Source organism: Marinobacter nanhaiticus D15-8W, from assembly GCF_036511935.1.
GTDB classification, from domain to species: Bacteria; Pseudomonadota; Gammaproteobacteria; order Pseudomonadales; family Oleiphilaceae; genus Marinobacter_A; species Marinobacter_A nanhaiticus.
In genome coordinates this window covers 2391683-2410017 of record NZ_AP028878.1, presented here as the reverse complement: position 1 = coordinate 2410017, position 18335 = coordinate 2391683, and the positions used below count along the sequence as shown (strand labels likewise).

17 protein-coding genes and 1 tRNA gene are annotated in these 18335 nt (G+C 58.5%); 1 reads left to right on the top strand and 17 read right to left on the bottom strand.

The features are described from left to right. Nucleotides 1–40: 40 nt before the first annotated feature. The 5 genes from ndk to trmJ all read right to left on the bottom strand — a co-directional run bounded on the left by ndk (nucleotide 41) and on the right by trmJ (nucleotide 4050). Nucleotides 41–469, bottom strand: a complete 429-nt coding sequence (gene ndk, locus RE428_RS10810; protein WP_004582021.1) for a nucleoside-diphosphate kinase — start codon at nucleotides 467–469, stop codon at nucleotides 41–43. A gap of 93 nt (nucleotides 470–562) precedes the next feature. Beyond that, complete coding sequence (locus tag RE428_RS10805) at nucleotides 563–1732, bottom strand: IscS subfamily cysteine desulfurase (protein WP_004582020.1); 1170 nt, start codon at nucleotides 1730–1732, stop codon at nucleotides 563–565. Between the two features lie 119 nt (nucleotides 1733–1851). Then, complete coding sequence (gene iscR / locus RE428_RS10800) at nucleotides 1852–2337, bottom strand: Fe-S cluster assembly transcriptional regulator IscR (RefSeq protein ID WP_004582019.1); 486 nt, start codon at nucleotides 2335–2337, stop codon at nucleotides 1852–1854. A gap of 132 nt (nucleotides 2338–2469) precedes the next feature. Further along, nucleotides 2470–3234 (bottom strand): serine O-acetyltransferase, encoded by a 765-nt coding sequence (gene cysE / locus RE428_RS10795; protein WP_004582018.1) that lies wholly within the window; start codon nucleotides 3232–3234, stop codon nucleotides 2470–2472. Nucleotides 3235–3237: 3 nt separating this feature from the next. Further along, on the bottom strand, nucleotides 3238–4050 hold the full coding sequence (trmJ, locus tag RE428_RS10790) for a tRNA (cytosine(32)/uridine(32)-2'-O)-methyltransferase TrmJ (RefSeq protein WP_004582017.1): 813 nt from the start codon (nucleotides 4048–4050) through the stop codon (nucleotides 3238–3240). Nucleotides 4051–4243: 193 nt separating this feature from the next. Between trmJ and RE428_RS10785 the strand changes: the two genes are divergently transcribed. Further along, complete coding sequence (locus RE428_RS10785; protein WP_040883440.1) at nucleotides 4244–5044, top strand: inositol monophosphatase family protein; 801 nt, start codon at nucleotides 4244–4246, stop codon at nucleotides 5042–5044. Between the two features lie 148 nt (nucleotides 5045–5192). Here RE428_RS10785 and secF read toward each other — a convergent pair whose 3' ends face one another. The 12 genes from secF to flgG form a co-directional block, all read right to left on the bottom strand. After that, on the bottom strand, nucleotides 5193–6146 hold the full coding sequence (secF, locus tag RE428_RS10780) for a protein translocase subunit SecF (protein WP_004582015.1): 954 nt from the start codon (nucleotides 6144–6146) through the stop codon (nucleotides 5193–5195). Next, the gene (gene secD, locus RE428_RS10775) at nucleotides 6139–8019 is read right to left on the bottom strand and encodes a protein translocase subunit SecD (RefSeq protein ID WP_040883438.1); all 1881 of its coding nucleotides are present in this window, start codon (nucleotides 8017–8019) and stop codon (nucleotides 6139–6141) included. The genes secF and secD overlap by 8 nt, the downstream gene beginning before the upstream one ends. 147 nt (nucleotides 8020–8166) lie before the next feature. Continuing rightward, nucleotides 8167–8532, bottom strand: coding sequence for a preprotein translocase subunit YajC (gene yajC, locus RE428_RS10770; RefSeq protein ID WP_004582013.1), 366 nt, complete (start codon nucleotides 8530–8532; stop codon nucleotides 8167–8169). A 59-nt stretch (nucleotides 8533–8591) separates the two neighbouring features. Then, on the bottom strand, nucleotides 8592–9722 hold the full coding sequence (gene tgt / locus RE428_RS10765) for a tRNA guanosine(34) transglycosylase Tgt (protein WP_004582012.1): 1131 nt from the start codon (nucleotides 9720–9722) through the stop codon (nucleotides 8592–8594). 14 nt (nucleotides 9723–9736) lie between these two features. Next, a complete protein-coding gene (gene queA / locus RE428_RS10760; RefSeq protein WP_004582011.1) occupies nucleotides 9737–10810 on the bottom strand; it encodes a tRNA preQ1(34) S-adenosylmethionine ribosyltransferase-isomerase QueA in 1074 nt (357 codons plus the stop codon). Between the two features lie 135 nt (nucleotides 10811–10945). After that, nucleotides 10946–11032: transfer RNA gene (locus tag RE428_RS10755), tRNA-Leu, on the bottom strand. Nucleotides 11033–11118: 86 nt separating this feature from the next. Then, nucleotides 11119–12663 (bottom strand): flagellar hook-associated protein FlgL, encoded by a 1545-nt coding sequence (gene flgL / locus RE428_RS10750; RefSeq protein WP_004582010.1) that lies wholly within the window; start codon nucleotides 12661–12663, stop codon nucleotides 11119–11121. Nucleotides 12664–12686: 23 nt separating this feature from the next. Beyond that, nucleotides 12687–14720, bottom strand: coding sequence for a flagellar hook-associated protein FlgK (gene flgK / locus RE428_RS10745; protein WP_004582009.1), 2034 nt, complete (start codon nucleotides 14718–14720; stop codon nucleotides 12687–12689). A 5-nt stretch (nucleotides 14721–14725) separates the two neighbouring features. Continuing rightward, complete coding sequence (gene flgJ / locus RE428_RS10740) at nucleotides 14726–15736, bottom strand: flagellar assembly peptidoglycan hydrolase FlgJ (RefSeq protein ID WP_004582008.1); 1011 nt, start codon at nucleotides 15734–15736, stop codon at nucleotides 14726–14728. Nucleotides 15737–15744: 8 nt separating this feature from the next. Further along, nucleotides 15745–16842, bottom strand: a complete 1098-nt coding sequence (locus RE428_RS10735; RefSeq protein ID WP_004582007.1) for a flagellar basal body P-ring protein FlgI — start codon at nucleotides 16840–16842, stop codon at nucleotides 15745–15747. Then, nucleotides 16839–17513, bottom strand: coding sequence for a flagellar basal body L-ring protein FlgH (gene flgH / locus RE428_RS10730; protein WP_004582006.1), 675 nt, complete (start codon nucleotides 17511–17513; stop codon nucleotides 16839–16841). The genes RE428_RS10735 and flgH overlap by 4 nt, the downstream gene beginning before the upstream one ends. A gap of 29 nt (nucleotides 17514–17542) precedes the next feature. Continuing rightward, nucleotides 17543–18331 carry a flagellar basal-body rod protein FlgG gene (gene flgG, locus RE428_RS10725; protein ID WP_004582005.1) on the bottom strand — a complete coding sequence of 263 codons (789 nt, stop codon included), beginning with the start codon at nucleotides 18329–18331 and terminating at the stop codon, nucleotides 17543–17545. Between the last annotated feature and the right edge of the window lie 4 nt (nucleotides 18332–18335).

Below are 18335 nucleotides of genomic sequence, written 5' to 3'. Positions count from 1 at the left end.
CCGTCGGGACGGGGAGTCAACCTCCCCGCCCCTGGCAAGATCAGCCGCGCGGGCAGATCTCGTTGTCGTTGAAGAAGTACGCGATTTCGCGCTCGGCCGACTCGGCGGAATCGGAGCCGTGAACCGCGTTCGCATCGATGGATGAAGCAAAGTCTGCACGAATGGTGCCTGCTTCGGCTTCTTTCGGGTTGGTGGCACCCATCAGGTCACGGTTCTTCTTGATGGCCCCTTCGCCTTCAAGTACCTGTACCACAACCGGGCCGGATGTCATGAACGCGACTAGGTCCGCGAAGAAGGGACGCTCCTTGTGCTCTGCGTAGAAACCTTCGGCCTGCTCCTGAGTCAGGTGCATCATCTTTGCAGCAACGATGCTCAAACCACCTTTCTCGAAGCGGGAATAGATCTCGCCAATGACGTTCTTGGCTACGGCGTCCGGCTTGACGATAGAGAGCGTGCGCTCGATAGACATGCTAAATCTCCAGTTGGTTAAGGAAATCCTGTTGGCTAAAAAACCAAGGTAGAAAAACTAGACGGCGATTATACGCGGGAAGCCGGCCACTGCCTACCTGACCCCGGAACGGGACCGATTCAGCTCCCGAAGGCGCTCCAGCACAGTGGCGATCTCGGACGCGGCGAAGTCCACTTCCTCTTCGGTGGTAAACCGGCCGAAGGAGAAACGCAGCGCACTGTGAGCCAGTTCGTCGCTGACGCCCAACGCCCTGAGCACATAAGAGGGTTCCAGAGAGGCCGATGCGCAGGCCGAGCCGGAAGATACCGCCAATTCACGCAGCCCCAGCATCAACGACTCGCCGTCCACGCCTTCAAAGCTCAAATTGACAATACCAGGTGCGGTGAGTTCCGCATGACCATTGAGGAACACACCGTCGATGGCGAGGACCGCGCCCAGAAAGCGTTCACGTAACCCAAACAGACGTTCGCGCTCTTCCTCGATTTCTTCGCCAGCGATCCGGAACGCCTCGCCCATACCGACAATCTGATGGGTGGCGAGGGTACCGGAACGCATACCACGCTCATGTCCACCTCCGTGGATCTGCGCATCAATTCGTACACTGGGATCTCGACGCACATAGAGCGCTCCAATACCCTTGGGACCATAAACCTTGTGCGCCGAGAGCGAAAGCAGATCCACCTGCACCCGAGACAGGTCGATGGGTAGCTTGCCGGCCGCCTGGGCCGCGTCTACGTGAAACAGGACACCCTTCTCACGCAACAACCCGCCTATTGCGGGGACGTCGGTGATGACACCCAGCTCATTGTTCACCCACATCAGACTGACAAGACAGGTATCTTCCTCAAGGGCAGATGCTACCTGCTCTACGGTAATCTGTCCGTGAACGTCCGGCGCAAGGTAGGTCACCCGCATGCCTTGGGTTTCGAGCCAGGCGCAGGTGTCGAGCACGGCCTTGTGCTCGATTTCAGATGTAATGACGTGCCCCCCGGGAAACCGTGAGACCACGCCCTTGATTGCCAGGTTGTCCGACTCGGTCGCGCCGGACGTCCAGACGATCTCCCGCGGGTCGCAGCCGATCAGGTCGGCCACCTGGCGCCGAGCACCCTCGACCGCCGCTTCTGCCTGCCAGCCATAACCGTGAGATCGCGAGGCCGGATTGCCGAAAACGCCGTCCAATGTCAGGTGCTCGACCAGGCGAGTTGCGACACGCGGGTCGACGGGCGTTGTTGCGGCATAATCGAGATAGACTGGTTTTTTCATAGTGTTTAGACGCTGTCGTATTAATAAACTCGGGTATCAAGGTCAGGTCAGCATTTAGGATCAGGCGAGGTTGTTGGAGCGATAACCGGCCCGGCGGGTGAGGCCCGCATGAAATCCGATCAGACGGGATCGCCGTGCAGTAGGCGCCGGGTGTTGATCGCTTCGGCCTGGCGGTGGTTCTGCCGGTGGGCGACAACCTGGATTTCCCGCTTCTGCATCAGGTCGGCCAAGCTGATTTCACTCAGGAATGCATGGATCTGGTCACTGAGATCGGACCAGAGATGGTGAGTCAGGCACTTTTCACCATTCTGGCAGTCGCCTTTGTTCTGACAGCGGGTCGTATCGAGCGACTCGTTAACAGCATCGACGACCTCCGAAATAAAGACCGAGTCGTGAGGACGCCCCAACTGATACCCCCCACCGGGGCCGCGGACACTGACAACCAGCTTGTGTCGTCGGAGCTTGGCAAATAGCTGCTCCAGGTAAGATAGGGAAATGTCCTGGCGCTGCGAAATATCGGCCAGGCTCACCGGCCCGTCTCCGGCATGCAGCGCAAGGTCGAGCATCGCAGTCACTGCGTAGCGACCCTTGGTGGTCAGTCTCATGGATCACTGCCTCGAGCGGTCGGAAGATTCACTACATCAGTCTGAAAGTATGAATTGCCCGACTATTTCAGTCAAGTATTACACTTTCGACAAAAAATAGAGTCGAAGCAATAGGTTAACAGTGAAATCGCATCAGTCCTTGTCGTCACGAACGCAATCGAAATCCTCTTCGTCAATATGGGGCATGGCGCCATTGCGGTACTCCTTATCCACCCGTTTCAGCGCCTTGCACATATTATCGATGCGATCGTCCACGACTTGCATGTGGTCGAGCAGGCTACGCACAGAGCGCGCGATCGGATCCGGCATTTCTTCGGTTACACCGTAAGCGTCGAAACCCATGCGCTTTTCCATCTTGCGGCGTTTCTCGCCCTCTGCCGAGTCGTCACGCTTGATAACACGCCCCGGGATACCAACCACCGTTGCATCTTCGGGTACGGCCTTGGTCACAACAGAATTGGAGCCGATCTTGGCTCGGGCACCGACTTCGAAAGGCCCAAGAATCTTCGCGCCGGCGCCTACAACCACGCCGTCGCCGAGTGTCGGGTGCCGCTTGCCCTTGTTCCAACTGGTTCCACCCAGTGTCACCCCCTGATAGAGAGTGACGTCATTTCCAATGACCGTCGTCTCACCGATCACAACACCCATGCCATGGTCAATGAAGAAGCGGCGACCGATAACAGCGCCTGGATGGATTTCGATCCCGGTCAGCCAGCGCGCGACAGTCGAGATCGTGCGGGCAAGCCATTTGAAGCCGCGACACCAGAGACTGTGGGCCAGACGATAAAACAGGAGGGCATGAAGGCCGGGATAGTTGGTCAGCACCTCGAACGTGTTTCGGGCAGCCGGATCCCTGTGAAATACACTCGCGATATCTTCACGCAAACGGTCAAACATAGACTATTCCTGTTCCTGCTGTGGTTCGGGACGGCCCTTACCTGCCCCGGCACTCTTCTGCACGGCTGTGAGAATGCCCCGCAGAATATTGATCTCCATCTGGTCCAGATGTGCCCGCTGGAACAGCCGGCGCAACCGGGTCATCAATTGTCTCGGGTTTTCCCTACGATGAAAATCGATATCCACCAATACCTGCTCAAGGTGGCCAAAGAAACCTTCGACATCGTTTACCGAAGCCTGCGGAATATCCCAACCCACGTCACCGGGGCGCAGCATCGGCTCCAACGATGTCTCCTCCCCCGCCACATCGAGTGCGCGTAGATGATTCATCCGCAACTCATAACAGATCACCTGGACGGCCATCGCCAGGTTGAGCGAACTGTAATCCGGGTTAGAAGGTATATGGATATGGTAGTGGCAACGCTGCAGTTCTTCATTGCTGAGGCCGTGGTTCTCACGACCGAAAACCAGCGCCACCTCACCTGCACCAGCCTGCCCTGCGGCGCGATCGGCGCAGTCAGCGGGCGATATCACCGGCCAGGGCACCTTACGGCCGCGGGCGCTGGTACCCATGACCAGCGCACAATCCGCAATCGCCTCGTCCAGGGTATCGACGACCACGGCTCGATCCAGCACATCCGATGCACCTGACGAACGGGCGTAGGAGGCCTCGTCCGGAAAAGACGCCGGATTCACCAACCACAGGTTCCCAAGCCCCATATTCTTCATCGCCCGGGCTACCGCACCGATATTCCCCGAGTGGGAAGTTTCGACCAGGACAATGCGGATATGGGCGTGGGGATCAGGAGCAGTCATGGTGGTTTTCCAGTGCCTCGCAGACTTCGGAATTACGGAGGCGGGCAATGATACCAGAAACCGCCGCGACATCGCGCGCCTACAAGGTATTACCGGGGTAATCCCCTATGCCGGGAAATCAAAAAACGTACAAGCCAGGGAACCGATTTGCTATGATACGCGCCTTTTGAACAGCCAGGTGACAGAGAGCTCCATGCAACCAGCAATCAAGATGGCCCTGCGTATCGCGCGCCAGGGTTCCGAGTACCTCAAGGCCCACTTCGAACGCCAGGATCCTGCCGCCGCGGACGATGCCGGCGCCCGCAATCAACTGGAACGCGCCGAAGCCTCTGTCTATGCCAACTTCTCGGAGCAGTTGCAGAAAGCCTACAAGGACCACTACATCGCACCGGCGGGCGATATCGATGCGGCCGGCCATGAACACAGCTGGCACATCTTCCCGCTGATCGGCGCCGACAACTTCCTGCGAAGCATTCCCGATTTCGTGCTGGCGCTGGTGCAAAAGAAACAGAATCGTGCTGAACACCTGCTGCTGGTCAACCCGATTACCGGAGAAGAGTACTCCGCCAGCAGGGGCCATGGTGCAGCGCTCAACAGTCGCCGCATCCGCATGAATGGCGCCCAGCAGATCGGCAAAGCGACGATTACCACCAACGTCCTGGAATTCACCCGGGAGACCGAAGATCCGCTGGTATGGGGCGAGCTTGTCAGCACCCTGGCACGCGAATCAGCCCAAACCCGAACCTGCGGCTGCGTCCTCCTCGACATGGCCAGGGCCAGCGCTGGCCACCTGGATAGTGTCGTCCTTTTCCGACCGACTGCAATCGAACAGTCCCTGGGCCTGCTCCTTACCCATGAATCCGGTGGACTGTCCGGGGATTTCTCCGGCAACCCGTCCAGCCAGACCAGCCGGCAACTGGTCATTGCCAACCCCAAGCTGTTCAAGGATGTACTGAAAACCCTGCACCCCTTCCGCGGGCACCTACCCCGGTAATCGTCCACTTCCCCGTGCCGGGTTACTCTTCTTCAGTACGGGACAACGGACACGAAAAAGGCCGCAAAGCGGCCTTTTTTAATGCGCGGATAACCAGCCTTGAAAGCGAACTACTTAAACCTCAAGGCCAGCCTGCAACCACTGACATCTACATACGGTTCAGCCATTCCGGCGGCCGCTCATCCTCTTCCTGCCCCGCGGCCCCTTCCTTCGGCGGAACGATCAGATCGTCACGGGTCACGCCCAGCAGGATCAGCAGGTTGGCAGAGACGTAAATAGACGAATAGGTACCCACGATGATACCGATCAGCAGGGCTACCGCGAAATTGTGAATCGCCTCCCCGCCCAGAAAATACAGCGACAACAGCACCACCAGCGTCGTACCCGAGGTGTTCAATGTCCGGCTCAGGGTCTCGGTGATGGAATGGTTGACCACTTCTTCGGTGGTCCCTGTACGTAGCTTGCGGAAGTTCTCCCGAATGCGGTCAGAGACGATAATCGTATCGTTCAGCGAGTAGCCGATAACCGCCAGCAATGCCGCCAGCACACTCAGGTCGAACGTCCACTGGAACAGAGAAAAAATACCAAGGACGACAAGAACGTCGTGCGCCAGAGGCAGCACCGAGGCCACACCGAACTTGAACTGGAAACGCATACCGACGTAGATCAGCACGACGAACAGCGCAAGCAGAAGTCCAAGACCGCTGTCTTCCTTGAGCTGGTCGCCAACCTGGGAGCCCACGAATTCAGCGCGCACCATTTCCAGATTGTCGCCCGTGGCGCGAAGATCGTCTGTCATGCGAGTCGCCAGTTCGTCATCGAAATCCTGGCGCAGGCGAACGAGAACCGACGTCTCCTCACCAAAATTCTGCACGACGAACTCTTCGTACCCTGCCTCTTCCAGCGTCTGGCGAACCTCATCCAGCGAAGGCGCCTGCTCATATGAAAACTCGACGGACGTTCCACCGGTAAAGTCCAACCCGAGATTCAATCCGTTCACAGCCAGGATCACGATCGAGAGAGCGACGGATGCCAGGGATATCACCGACGCAATGCGCCGGATGCCCATAAAGTTAATGGTTTTTTCGGTCAGTTTAGCCATTGGCAAGCTTCCCCCCGCCGATCGCGAGTTTTTCGACCTTGCGACCGCCGTATATCATATTGATGATGGCCCGGCTAACCAGCAACGCCGTAAACATGGACGTCAGGATGCCGATGCAGAGCGTGACAGCGAACCCCTTCACCGGTCCGGAACCCATCGCGAACAGGATAATCGCCACCAGCAAGGTGGTAATGTTGGCATCGAATATCGATACAAAGGCGCGGGAGAAGCCGGCATTGATAGCGCTCTGCGGCGGCACGCCCAACCTCAACTCTTCCTTTATTCGCTCGAATATGAGCACGTTGGCATCCACCGCCATCCCGACGGTCAGTACGATACCGGCGATGCCCGGCAAGGTCAGCGTAGCCGACAGGATCGACATACACGCCACCAGCAACATCAGGTTGATCGTCAACGCGATGTTCGCCACGAGACCAAAGAACCGGTAATAGGCCAGCATGTAGAGCAGAACCAGGGCGAAACCGACGGTCACCGACATTACGCCCGCATCGATGTTCTTCTGCCCCAGGCTCGGCCCGATCGTGCGCTCCTGGACAAAGTACATCGGCGCGGCGAGCGAGCCCGCCCTGAGCAGCAGCGCCAGTTCGGCAGCTTCCGCGGTGGAATCCAGTCCGGTGATACGGAAGGAGCTGCCTAACGTCGACTGGATGGTCGCGAGACTGATAATGCTGCGATCGACCTTGCGCTCTTCGACTTCCTGCATTTCACCGTCGACACGCTTCTCCACGGTCTCGGTGCGGTATTCGATAAACAGTACGGCCATGCGGCGCTTGATCGCATCACGCGTGGCGCGGGTCATCATATCGCCACCGGTGCTGTCCATGGTGATGTTGACCTGGGGCTGGCCGTTCTCGTCGAACGCCTGTTGGGCGTTGGCCACGTTTTCACCGGTAACGATGATTTCCTGCTCCAGGCGGGCCGTACGATCTCGATTGTCTCGGAACGGATAAACCTCGGTAGCGCTGGTCGGCGCGTCCTGACGCGCTTCCAGACGGAACTCCAGGTTTGCCGTTGCCCCCAGGACCCGCTTGGCCTGGGCAGTGTCCTGAACACCGGGCAGTTCAACGACGATACGGTCGCGCCCCTGCCGCTGCACCAACGGCTCGGCAACACCCAACTCGTTGACCCGGTTACGGATAGTCGTCAGGTTCTGCTGCAGCGCATAGTCTTCGATCTGTGCAATTTCCTGCTCCGAAAGCGTCAACACCAGCTGGGGCTGTCCATCTTCGCCTTCAGTCTCGTCGAGCAGGAACTGATTGTACTGGCCGCGGATCAGATCAAAGGCCTCATCCCGGGAGGATTCGTCGCGGAACGTAAGCTCAACGGTATTCCCCTCGCCCACATCGCCACCACGATAACGGATGCGCTCTTCCCGGAGCTCACGCTTCATCTCGCTGGCAAAGACTTCCAGGCGTTTCTGCACCGCGCTTTCCATATCCACTTCCAGCAGGAAGTGCACACCACCGCGCAAATCCAGACCCAATTTCATCGGACCGGCGCCGATACTGCGCAGCCATTCCGGCGTGGTCGGCGCCATATTGAGGGCAACGAGATACTCGCGGCCGAGCGCTTCCTGAACGATCGGGCGAGCCTTGAGCTGCGCCTCCGCACTGGTCACGCGAATCAGCGCGTCAGGCGGGTTCAGGGACGCATCCTTGACGGTAATGTCCTGCGCCTGCAGTGCGTCCACCGCGCGACTCAGCGTGGTTTCGTCAACAACAGTGCTACTGCGGGCACCGGTGATCTGGATGGCGTAGTCGTCGGGGTACAGATTGGGTAATGCGTAGATGAATCCGATCACGACCGCGACCAGAATCACGATATTTTTCCAGAGCGGGAATTTATTGAGCATGGAAGCCTTGTCTGCTGGACGGAGCCAGCCCTGTGTCATTCTTTGATACCTGCCGCAGCCGGGACATTGTCGACCGCGCCGTTATCAGGCCCGGGGGGCACCGGGGCCCAATGTAACGAGGGGCACGTGCGTGCCCCTCGGGAAGGTTCAGATGTCTTTCAGGGTGCCTTTCGGCAGCGCGGTGGCCACGGCGACCTTCTGGACTTTGACTTCGACGTTATCAGCCACCTCGATGACGATAAAATCGTCGGTCACCTTAGTGATGCGACCCGCAATACCGCCGGAGGTCACGACTTCATCGCCCTTGTTCAGACCAGCCATCAGGTTCTTGTGTTCCTTGGCACGCTTGGACTGCGGACGCCAGATCAGGAGGTAGAAAATCAGGATGAAGCCGGCAAAGAAGATAATCTGGCCGATAACGCCCATGCCCTGGCCTGCAGCAGGATCCTGCGCAAACGCCATCGCCGGGAGTGCTGCGAGGCCGACAACAAGCGCATTAAGCAAAGCTTTCATTCGTGTACTCCGTTATTGATTGAAATCGTTTGCCCGCCGATTTTCGGCAGGCTCGCCCATCAGGCTTCAGACCCGGCGCTCATGGCCGGCACAGGCTGTCCCCGACGTGCGTAGAACTGTTCGATAAAGTCCGACAATGTACCTGCTTCAATGGCCCCACGCAATCCAGCCATCAGGTTCTGATAATACCTCAGGTTATGGATGGTATTGAGCTGGGAACCGAGCATTTCACCGCACCGGTCCAGATGGTGCAGGTAACCCCGGGAAAAGTGCTGGCAGGTATAGCAGTCGCACTGTTCATCCAGCGGACCGGTATCGTTGCGATGCTTGGCGTTGCGGATCTTCACCACGCCTTCCGACGTGAACAGATGGCCATTACGGGCATTACGAGTCGGCATGACGCAGTCGAACATATCAACACCCCGGCGAACAGCCTCGACGATGTCTTCGGGCTTGCCAACCCCCATCAGGTAACGCGGCCGGTCAGCCGGCATGCGCGGGGGGAGATGATCGAGGATTCGGATCATATCTTCCTTGGGTTCGCCGACGGAAAGCCCGCCAATGGCATAACCGTCGAAGCCGATATCCACCAGCCCCTCAAGCGAACGGTCACGCAGGTGGGGATACATTCCGCCCTGAACGATGCCGAACAACGCCGAAGGGCTATCGCCATGGGCGTCCTTACTACGCTTTGCCCAGCGCAGCGACATTTCCATCGAATCCTTCGCCTGTCTCTCTGTAGCGGGGTAAGGCGTACACTCGTCGAAAATCATGACGATGTCGGAACCCAGATCGCGCTGGACCTGCATCGAGATCTCCGGCGACAACTCCACCGGAGAGCCATCGACCGGAGAGCGAAAGTTCACGCCCTGCTCGGTAATCTTTCGCATCTCCCCAAGACTGAAGACCTGGAAGCCACCTGAATCGGTCAGGATCGGTCCCTGCCATTGGGTAAAGTCATGCAGGTCACCGTGCTCCTTAATGACGCCTGTTCCAGGGCGCAGCATGAGATGGAAGGTGTTGCCGAGAATGATCTGTGCCCCGATCTCTTCGATGTCCCGGGGCAGCATTCCCTTGACCGTGCCGTAGGTGCCGACGGGCATGAAGGCGGGCGTCTGGACCTCGCCACGCGGAAACGTGAGTGTGCCCCGGCGGGCCTTGCCGTCGGCGGCTGTGGTCTTGAAGGACATGAAACAACGGTCGGTCATCGTTCTGACTCCTGCTGGGCTCGCTCAGCCTGTTCCGAAGCCCGCTGGCCGGTCACGAACATGGCGTCGCCATAACTGAAAAAACGGTAGCGCTCATCGACGGCCTCCCGGTAGGCCTTCATAACCGCCTCGTAACCGGCAAAGGCGCTGACCAACATGATGAGCGTGGATTCCGGGAGATGGAAATTGGTCACGAGCGCATCGATGCACTGGAAACGGTAACCGGGGTAGATAAAAATATCGGTTTCGCCCTGGTAAGGCTTGAGCTCCCCGTCCCGAGAGGCAGATTCCAGCGAGCGTACTGACGTGGTACCCACGGCCACGACGCGGCCACCACGCTCCCGGGTACGCCTGATCGCATCGACAGTGACGTGCGGCACCTCGGCGACTTCGCTGTGCATCTGGTGATCTTCGATCGAATCAACCCGTACCGGCTGGAACGTGCCGGCACCCACATGAAGTGTCACGAACGCCTGTTCAATACCCCGCTCAGCCAGTTCCGACAGTATAGATTCATCGAAATGCAGACCTGCGGTAGGCGCGGCCACCGCGCCGGGATCGCGGGCATAGACCGTTTGATAGCGTTCACGGTCGGCTGATTCGTCCGGTCGGTCCACGTAAGGCGGCAACGGCATGTGCCCTACCGCTTCCAGCAGGTCGAGAACGGAGTCAGCCCCTTTTTCCAGCGCCAACCGGAATAGCGCACCCTGGCGCTCGACCATACGGAAAGCGCCATCGCCCTCGACGTGGATCAACTGGCCAGCCTTTGGTGATTTGGACGAACGGATGTGCGCAAGCAGCTCGCGTTGGTCGAGGACGCGTTCAACAAGGATTTCCAGCTTGCCGCCGGTTTCCTTCTGTCCAAAGACTCGCGCCGGGATCACCCGGGTATTATTGAATACCAGCAGGTCGCCCGGTTCGAGCAGGCCGAGGATGTCACGAAAATGGCCATGGTTGATCGCACCCGTAGGGCCGGCCAGGTGAAGCATTCGACTGGCAGTACGGTCTTCGAGGGGGTAGCGCGCGATCAGTTCGTCCGGAAGGTCGTAATGGAAATCAGAGACTTTCATGGCGGCTCGACCCGATCTTGGCCGTTCTTGGCTCCGTTCGTGGAAAAGGACCTATCTCAAGGGCCTGTCACGAGAGAACGGGCCAAAGGCTGTTATTCAGGTCCCGGAGAATGCGCTAAACACACTGGAATATAATGGTGCCGGGGGTGGGACTTGAACCCACACGCAGTTGCCTGCACGAGATTTTGAGTCTCGCGTGTCTACCAATTTCACCACCCCGGCAATCGGAGAGTGTGGCGATTATACTGAGGCGATTTGTGAGGTCAACTAGCGCCCCGCAAAAAGCGGGACGCTAACGGAAAAATCGATCAAAGACGATCGAACAGCGACAGCTGCGATACCCGCGCAAAAGACTGCTGCGACGCTTCCAGCACAAAGCTCTGGAAACTCAGGCGGCTGATGGCCTCGGCATAATCCACATCGCGCAGTTCAGAGCGGATCTGCTCGGTGTAGACCGAGGAATCCGTGAGGAATTCACGCGTAGAATCCACTGCATTCAATCGACCGCCGATCTGGGTCTGGGTGGTCAGGATGCTCTCCTGCGCGTTGTCCAGATTGGCTAGGGAATCAGCGATCAGCTCATCGAAGGTCTGCTGGCCACTGGCGTAGCGGGTGGAAGCGGCGCTGTCCGGCTGGAGGGTACCGCCTGCAATGTCGATGTCCTGGAACTTGGCGCCGTCCGTCGTCAGGTCGCCGGCCCAACCCGAGGCGTCCATCTCGAGATCGCCGTTCACGGATTCGATCGCTATCGATCCCGGTAGGTTGGCGGTGTCGACGCGGACGCCCGCCAGCGCTTCGTCAGTGCTGGCATTAATGGCATCCGCCAGGTCCGACAGCGTATCACCTGCATCGAACGTGAAGGACACGCCGTTAACAGTCAGGGTATCGCCAGCCTGCGGTGCGAAGTTGTTGACCGTTGCCACCGCCGGTGTCTTCGGCTGGTTTTCCAGGCCGTAGATCAGCTTTTCGATGGTACCGAACATCGACTGCTTATCGGCGGTCTTGATCATGAATTTGTCGCCGTCAGCCGCACCGGTGATTTCGAACTGGATACCGGCAACCTGGATGCTCTCCCCGCTCACGTATGCGTTGTTGGTGGGCGTCAGGTCCGCACCCGTCGACCGGTTGGTCACGGTATAGGTTCCTGCAGTGGCGTCCACCTCGATGATCAGGTCATCCGGATACACGCCATTGAAGACCTCCTGGTCGAGCATCATGCCGGAACTGATCGTGGCCGGCGGATTGGAGGTATTCCCGGAACTGGCTTCGGCGAAAAATGTCGGGTTGTTAGAGGCGACATCAACGAACAGCCCCTTGCCATTGTCACTGATCGCGACGCTTACGCCCACATCGATTTCCAGCTTGCGCTGGCCTTCGTCCCCTTGGTAAACCCAATCACCGGAAACGTTCTTGGTAAAGGCTTCCGTGCTGCCCTTGAAGCCGCTGAAGATATATTCGCCTGAGGCGTCACGGGTGTTGGCCAATCCGCCGAGCTGCTCCAGGCGTTCACGCAGCTCCGAAGCGACAGAGCGCCGGTCAGAGTCGGACAACGCGCCATTCCCCGCCTGTACCGTCAATTCGCGCACGCGCTGGATAACGTCGGTTATGTCCGCCAGCGTGCTCTCCTCCTGCTGGAGGCGGTTCTGCGCCAGATCGATGCCACGCTGGAACTGATCGATCTGTGCCTTCTCCTGGTCAAGCTTGAGAATACGGGCAGCGGCCACCGGATCGTCGGACGGATTGATCACCCGCTTGCCCGTGGAGACTTGCTGTTGGGTCTTTTGTAGTTGCGTGTTCAGGTCCTGCAGCCGGTTCACGCCACCACTAAAGATTTGCTGTGAGGAAATACGCATGGTAACTCCCGCCTAAGGACGCATTAGTTAAAGGTACCCAGCAACGTGTCGAAGAGGTCCTGAGCCACGCTCATCACCTTGGCTGACGCGTTGTAGGCTGCCTGATACTGGATCAGACGGCCGGCTTCTTCATCCAGGTTCACACCCGATACCGATTCCCACTGGTTGGTGGACTGCTCCAGAAGTGCCTGGCCGGCATCCCGATCCAACTGGCTCTGACGGGTTGTTACACCGACGGTTTCCACCAGCCCGGCGTAGGCTTCGCTGAAGCTTTGGTTGCCGCCATTCATCGTGTTGACCGTACCCAGTCCACCGAGCAACGTGGCATTCCGGTTGTCGGATACACCGTCGCTGTTGTAGCTGATCATAAAGACGTCGTTGGCCTCGGGATTACCGCTGATCTCGAACTGGAAACCGCGATAATTCGGGTCGGAGGGGTCTTCGGAGAACAGCTTGTTGGAAACCCCCGGCTGGAACGTGCCGGTGACCGGCGGCGTCAGTGCGACCGGGTTGGTCGGGTCAGACGCATCGAGGATTTCGTAGGCGCTACCCGACGTAAAGCGCACCATCAGCGGCGGAGACAGTTGTCCGCGCTGGCTGAACTCATCCAGCGGCACGTTGGTCAGCGGGTTTCGGGTGCTGAGCATGGTGCCCTGGGAAATACTGCCGTTACCGGTGTTGCCCATATCGGCTTCGGCCTGGATTGGCGTCGCAAACGCGAGGTCTTCCTCGCGATTGATCTGCAGATCCATATTGGCCGCGGCGTTACGGGTCGGGCGCACCAGGAAACTGTCGCCATCCTGGAATGAACCGGACTCGATATGCACGTTGAAGCCCGGCATCTCGATTTCTGCCGGGAGCGGATCGGGTAACTGCCCCTGACGCACGATCTCACCGGTTTCAGCGTCGATCAGATCGAAATTCTCGCCATTGGCGCCGGTAAAGCGCAGATTATAAGACCTGGCCTGGAGATCGGTCGTATTGGTGATCTCCACGGAAATTACGCCATCGTTAGGAGGAACATTGTTTTCGTTCCCCGTCACACGATCCAATTGCGCCGCACGGGTATTGATATCCGTAAAGAACAGACCACCCAGGTCGCCCTCCAGGTCCATCCCGATACTGTGCTGCTTGTTGACCTTGTCGGACACAGCCAAAGCAATCCGCCCAAGCTGGTCGAAGGCCGGTTCCAGCACCTTGTTCTGGAACGTGCGCAGACCGCCCAGGGCGCCTCCGATAATTTGGTCGGTGACGCCGCTGATACGGTTGCCGGTCTTCAGCTTGAAGTCCAGCTTGGTCGGATCGGCAGCGGACGTTTCCGTCAGCAATTGGGACGCCTGGCCACCAACGACCAATGCCTGCCCGCCACTGAGACTGACGTTGACCTGGTTACCATCCACTTCGGTTACCTTGACCTGGATCAGCTTGGATAGCTCGCGAATCTTCTCGTCGCGCTTATCCATAAGGTCGTTGGGCATATTACCCTGGGCAATCCCGGGGCTCTCGGAGATTGCCAGGTTCAACTCGGCAATACTCGATAATAGAGAATTGACGTCAGACGTCGCAGCCTGCATTTGGCCGGTTACCGACTGGCGTTGCTGGATAAACTCGGAGTGCAGCGACTGGAACCGGTTGACCAGGCCTTTAGCCTCACTCAGAACCATTTGGCGCTGCGGCAAGGCCGCGGGATCTTCCGCCGCACTCTGGATACTGCTGAAGAAGTTGTTCAGGGCATTGTTAAGGCCAGTCGACTCCCCGCCCAAAAGGTTATCCAGTCGGGTCAGTTCGGTATTGAGTGTATCCTGCTCGCTGAACAACGAGGTGTCGGAACGCAGTTGGTTAACGACGAACTGGTCCGTTATGCGCCGAATCTCGCTGACGCTAACGCCAGAGCCAATGGTGCCCGCGCCGGTAGTGATCCCGGTCTGGCTTTCAAAGACCGTTTGCTGACGGCTATAGCCTGGCGTATTGGCATTGGTGATATTGTTGCCCGTCGTATTCAGGGCCGACTGGTGACCCAGAATGCCGGTCAGGCCAATGTTAATCAGACCAGCCATTTCCTCTACTCCTCACCACCCTGGTTCAGGGACAGGGACTGCCCCGTGATCGCCTCGAAGGAATCACTGTTAAGAATGCGACGGATCTTGGCGCCGTACGCCGGATCAGTCGCATAACCCGCGGCCTGCAGGCCGTCGGCAAATGCCTCCGGATCATCGGCAACCGCCAGCACATCCCGATAGCGCGGATTGCGCTCCAGGAAGCCGATATAGTCCTCAAAACTGGCCTGGTAATCCGGATAGGCCCGGAACGCGGCACGTTCGTTCATCTTGATGCCTTCACGATACTCGGAGGTCAGGATGTCGACAGAGCCGCCCTGCCAGCGACTGTCCGCCTTGATACCGAACAGGTTGAAACTGTGTTCGCCATTGCCGCCCTTGATCATGTGCTTGCCCCAACCCGTCTCGAGCGCAGCCTGGGCCACCATGACCCGAGGGTCTATGCCGGAATCGCCAGCGACGGCTTCAGCCATCGGTAGCAGGGTCTCTACGAAGTGCTCCGGTGACTCGAAGCTCTCCGGCAGTTCTTCGGTAGCGGTTTCATCCGCAACCGGTTCTTTCACGGCAACGTCTTCGGAAATGGCCTTAACTTCGTTCACCTGGGCCGGCAGTCTGGGCGACAACGGAGGCAGGCTTCGCTCGTAATCGGTAATACTCGCCCTATGGCCGGCTGCCCTCTCCCCCTCGTTGTCCATACCGGGAATCTGACGGGCAAGCTGCCGTGCCAGGACGTCTGAAAGCCCCAAACCCTGGTTCTGGCTCATCGACAGGGTAAGCTGGTTGTCGAACATCTCCTGGTAGAACTTCGACTGACTGCTGTTCAGGTAATTGCCCTCGGCAAATACATCGTTCACAGAACGCATGGACTTCAGCATCTGCGACATGAACAGACTCTCGAACTGCTTGGCCACCTGCTCCAGCGCCGCCCTTTTATCGGTGCGAGCCTGGGTCTTCAGCGCATTCAGGCCGCTGAATTCGGTATAGAACTGGGCAGTATCGACGCGAGAGTCCTGCATCACATCACCTAGATAACGATTAACTCGGCGCGCAGTGCGCCGGCTTGCTTGAGGGCTTCGAGTACGGCCATCACGTCACCTGGGGCTGCGCCCACCTGGTTTACCGCCTGGACGATCTCGTTCAGCGTTACCGCGGGACCAAACTTGAACATCCGTGCCGGCTCCTGGGTGGTGGTAATCGTGCTGTCCGGTGTGACCACGGTGTCGCCGCCCGCGAACGGATTCGGCTGGGTGACCTGCGGATTTTCCTCGATGGTGACCGTCAGGTTGCCGTGGGTAACCGCCGCAGGGCTCACCTGGACGTTCTGGCCCACCACGATGGTACCGGTACGGCTATTGATCACGACTTTCGCCGCCTCTTGCGCGGGATCCACTTCCATGTTTTCCAACACGGACAGGAAGCTCACCCGCTGGGACGGATCCCGTGGCGCCTTGACGGAGATGGAGGTCGCGTCGTGAGCGTATGCCATCTCCGGCCCCAGGGTGTTGTTGATGGTTTCGACGACACGCCGTGCCGTCGTGAAATCCGGGCGCAGCAGATCGAAGGTAATGGTGTCGCCGCGACTGAACGGGGAAATCACTTCGCGCTCCACAGAGGCACCGTTGGGGATACGCCCCACACTCGGTACGTTCACGGAAATCCGCGATCCGTCCTGGCCGGAGGCACCAAAGCCGCCGACCACCAGGCTGCCCTGGGCCATCGCATACACCTGGCCGTCTGCACCCTTGAGCGGCGTCATCAAAAGGCTACCGCCGCGCAAGCTGTCGGCATTGCCGATGGAAGACACCGTAATGTCAATGTCCTGTCCGCGCTTGGCAAAGGGCGGCAGGTTCGCATGTACGGTGACGGCTGCGACGTTATCCAGCTTGGGACTGACGCCCGGCGGCAAGGTAATGCCGAACTGATTCATCAGGTTCCTGAAGGTTTGGTCGGTAAATGGCGCCGAATCGCCGGTGCCGTCGAGACCGACCACCAGGCCATAACCCACCAACTGGTTTGAACGTACGCCCTGTACCCGCGCCATATCCTTCAGGCGGTCAGCGAGAACTGGCTGCACCAGCACCGCAAAGACAATGAACGCAATGAACGCGCGGACCGGTTTCATAGCGGGAACCACTCACTGTTGAAGAAGCGTGACAGCCAGCCCTGTCGGGTAGCCTGGTCAAAATCGCCGGTGCCGCCGTAAGCGATACGGGCATCGGCAATGCGGTTGGAGGAAATCGTATTGTCCGGGCTGATATCCTGGGGCCGCACCAGGCCTGTCAGGCGAATAAATTCGTCGCCGTTGGTCAACGACAGCCACTTCTCGCCCCGGATCCGCAAAATACCGTTCGGGTACACTTCAGTGACCGTAACCGTGATGCTGCCGTTCAGACTGTTGCTCTGATCCGCCTTCGCATCCCCCTGAAAATCCCGCTCGAGATTGGCATTGGTGGCGAGATTCAGTTTGTTCAGCCCGAGTATCGACCCATCGTTGAAGCTGAGCTCGTTATCCTTCTTGATACTGCTCTTGGCGTCCTTGGACGCCTGTGTCTGCTCTTCCAGCGATACCAACAGGATGTCGCCAACGTTGAGCGCAACGGTATCGCCATAGAAATTGAAGTTCCGGGAGGTCTGATAGATCGCGCCGGACGACGCATCACGTTGCATCATGGCCTGGGCCTTAACCGGCGCATAGGCCGGATCGTCAGGCATCGCGCGCGGACGGCTGACAGCCTGGCACCCCTCCAACAGGGCCAGCGAAACAATCAGGAGCGGTGAGAATCGGAATTTCATGTTTAACCTCCCTTACCCATTACCCGGCCTTAGCCGACATTCTGGGACAGGAACTGGAGCATCTGGTCGGTGGTGGAAACCACCTTGGAGTTCATTTCGTAGGCGCGCTGGGTGGTAATCATATTCACCAACTCTTCAACCACCTCGACGTTGGATGACTCGGTCATCCCCTGCTCGATCGTGCCAAGGCCGCCGATACCCGGTTCACCTTCCTGGGGGGCACCGCTGGAGTTGGTCTCACGGAACAGGTTATTACCCACCGCCATCAGGCCCTGTGGATTCACGAAGTTGACCAGCGTGACATTGCCCAACTGCACGGGAGCTGCCTGATTCTCGACCACGGCAGATACCGTGCCATCCGTACCCACGGTGATACTGGTCGTGTTTTCCGGAACGTTGATGTTCGGTTCGAGCGGATAGCCGTTGGCATTGACGACATCGCCGTCGGCATTGAGCTGGAACTGACCATCGCGGGTATAGGCGATTTCGCCGTCCGGCAGCAGCACCTGGAAGAAGCCACGACCATTGACCGCCATATCCAGCGGCTGCTCGGTCACCTGCAGGTTACCCTGGGTAAACTGTTTTGCGGTGCCGACGACACGCACACCCGTACCCAACTGGAGGCCGGATGGCAGTTCCGAGTTCTCGGTCGACATGCCGCCGGGTTGGCGATTGATCTGGTACAGCAGGTCCTGGAAGACCGCGCGGTCACGCTTGAAGCCTGTCGTGTTAACGTTCGCCAGGTTGTTGGAGATGGTGGACATATTGGTGTCCTGCGCACTCAAACCTGTCTTGCTGACCCAAAGAGCTGGATGCATTGTT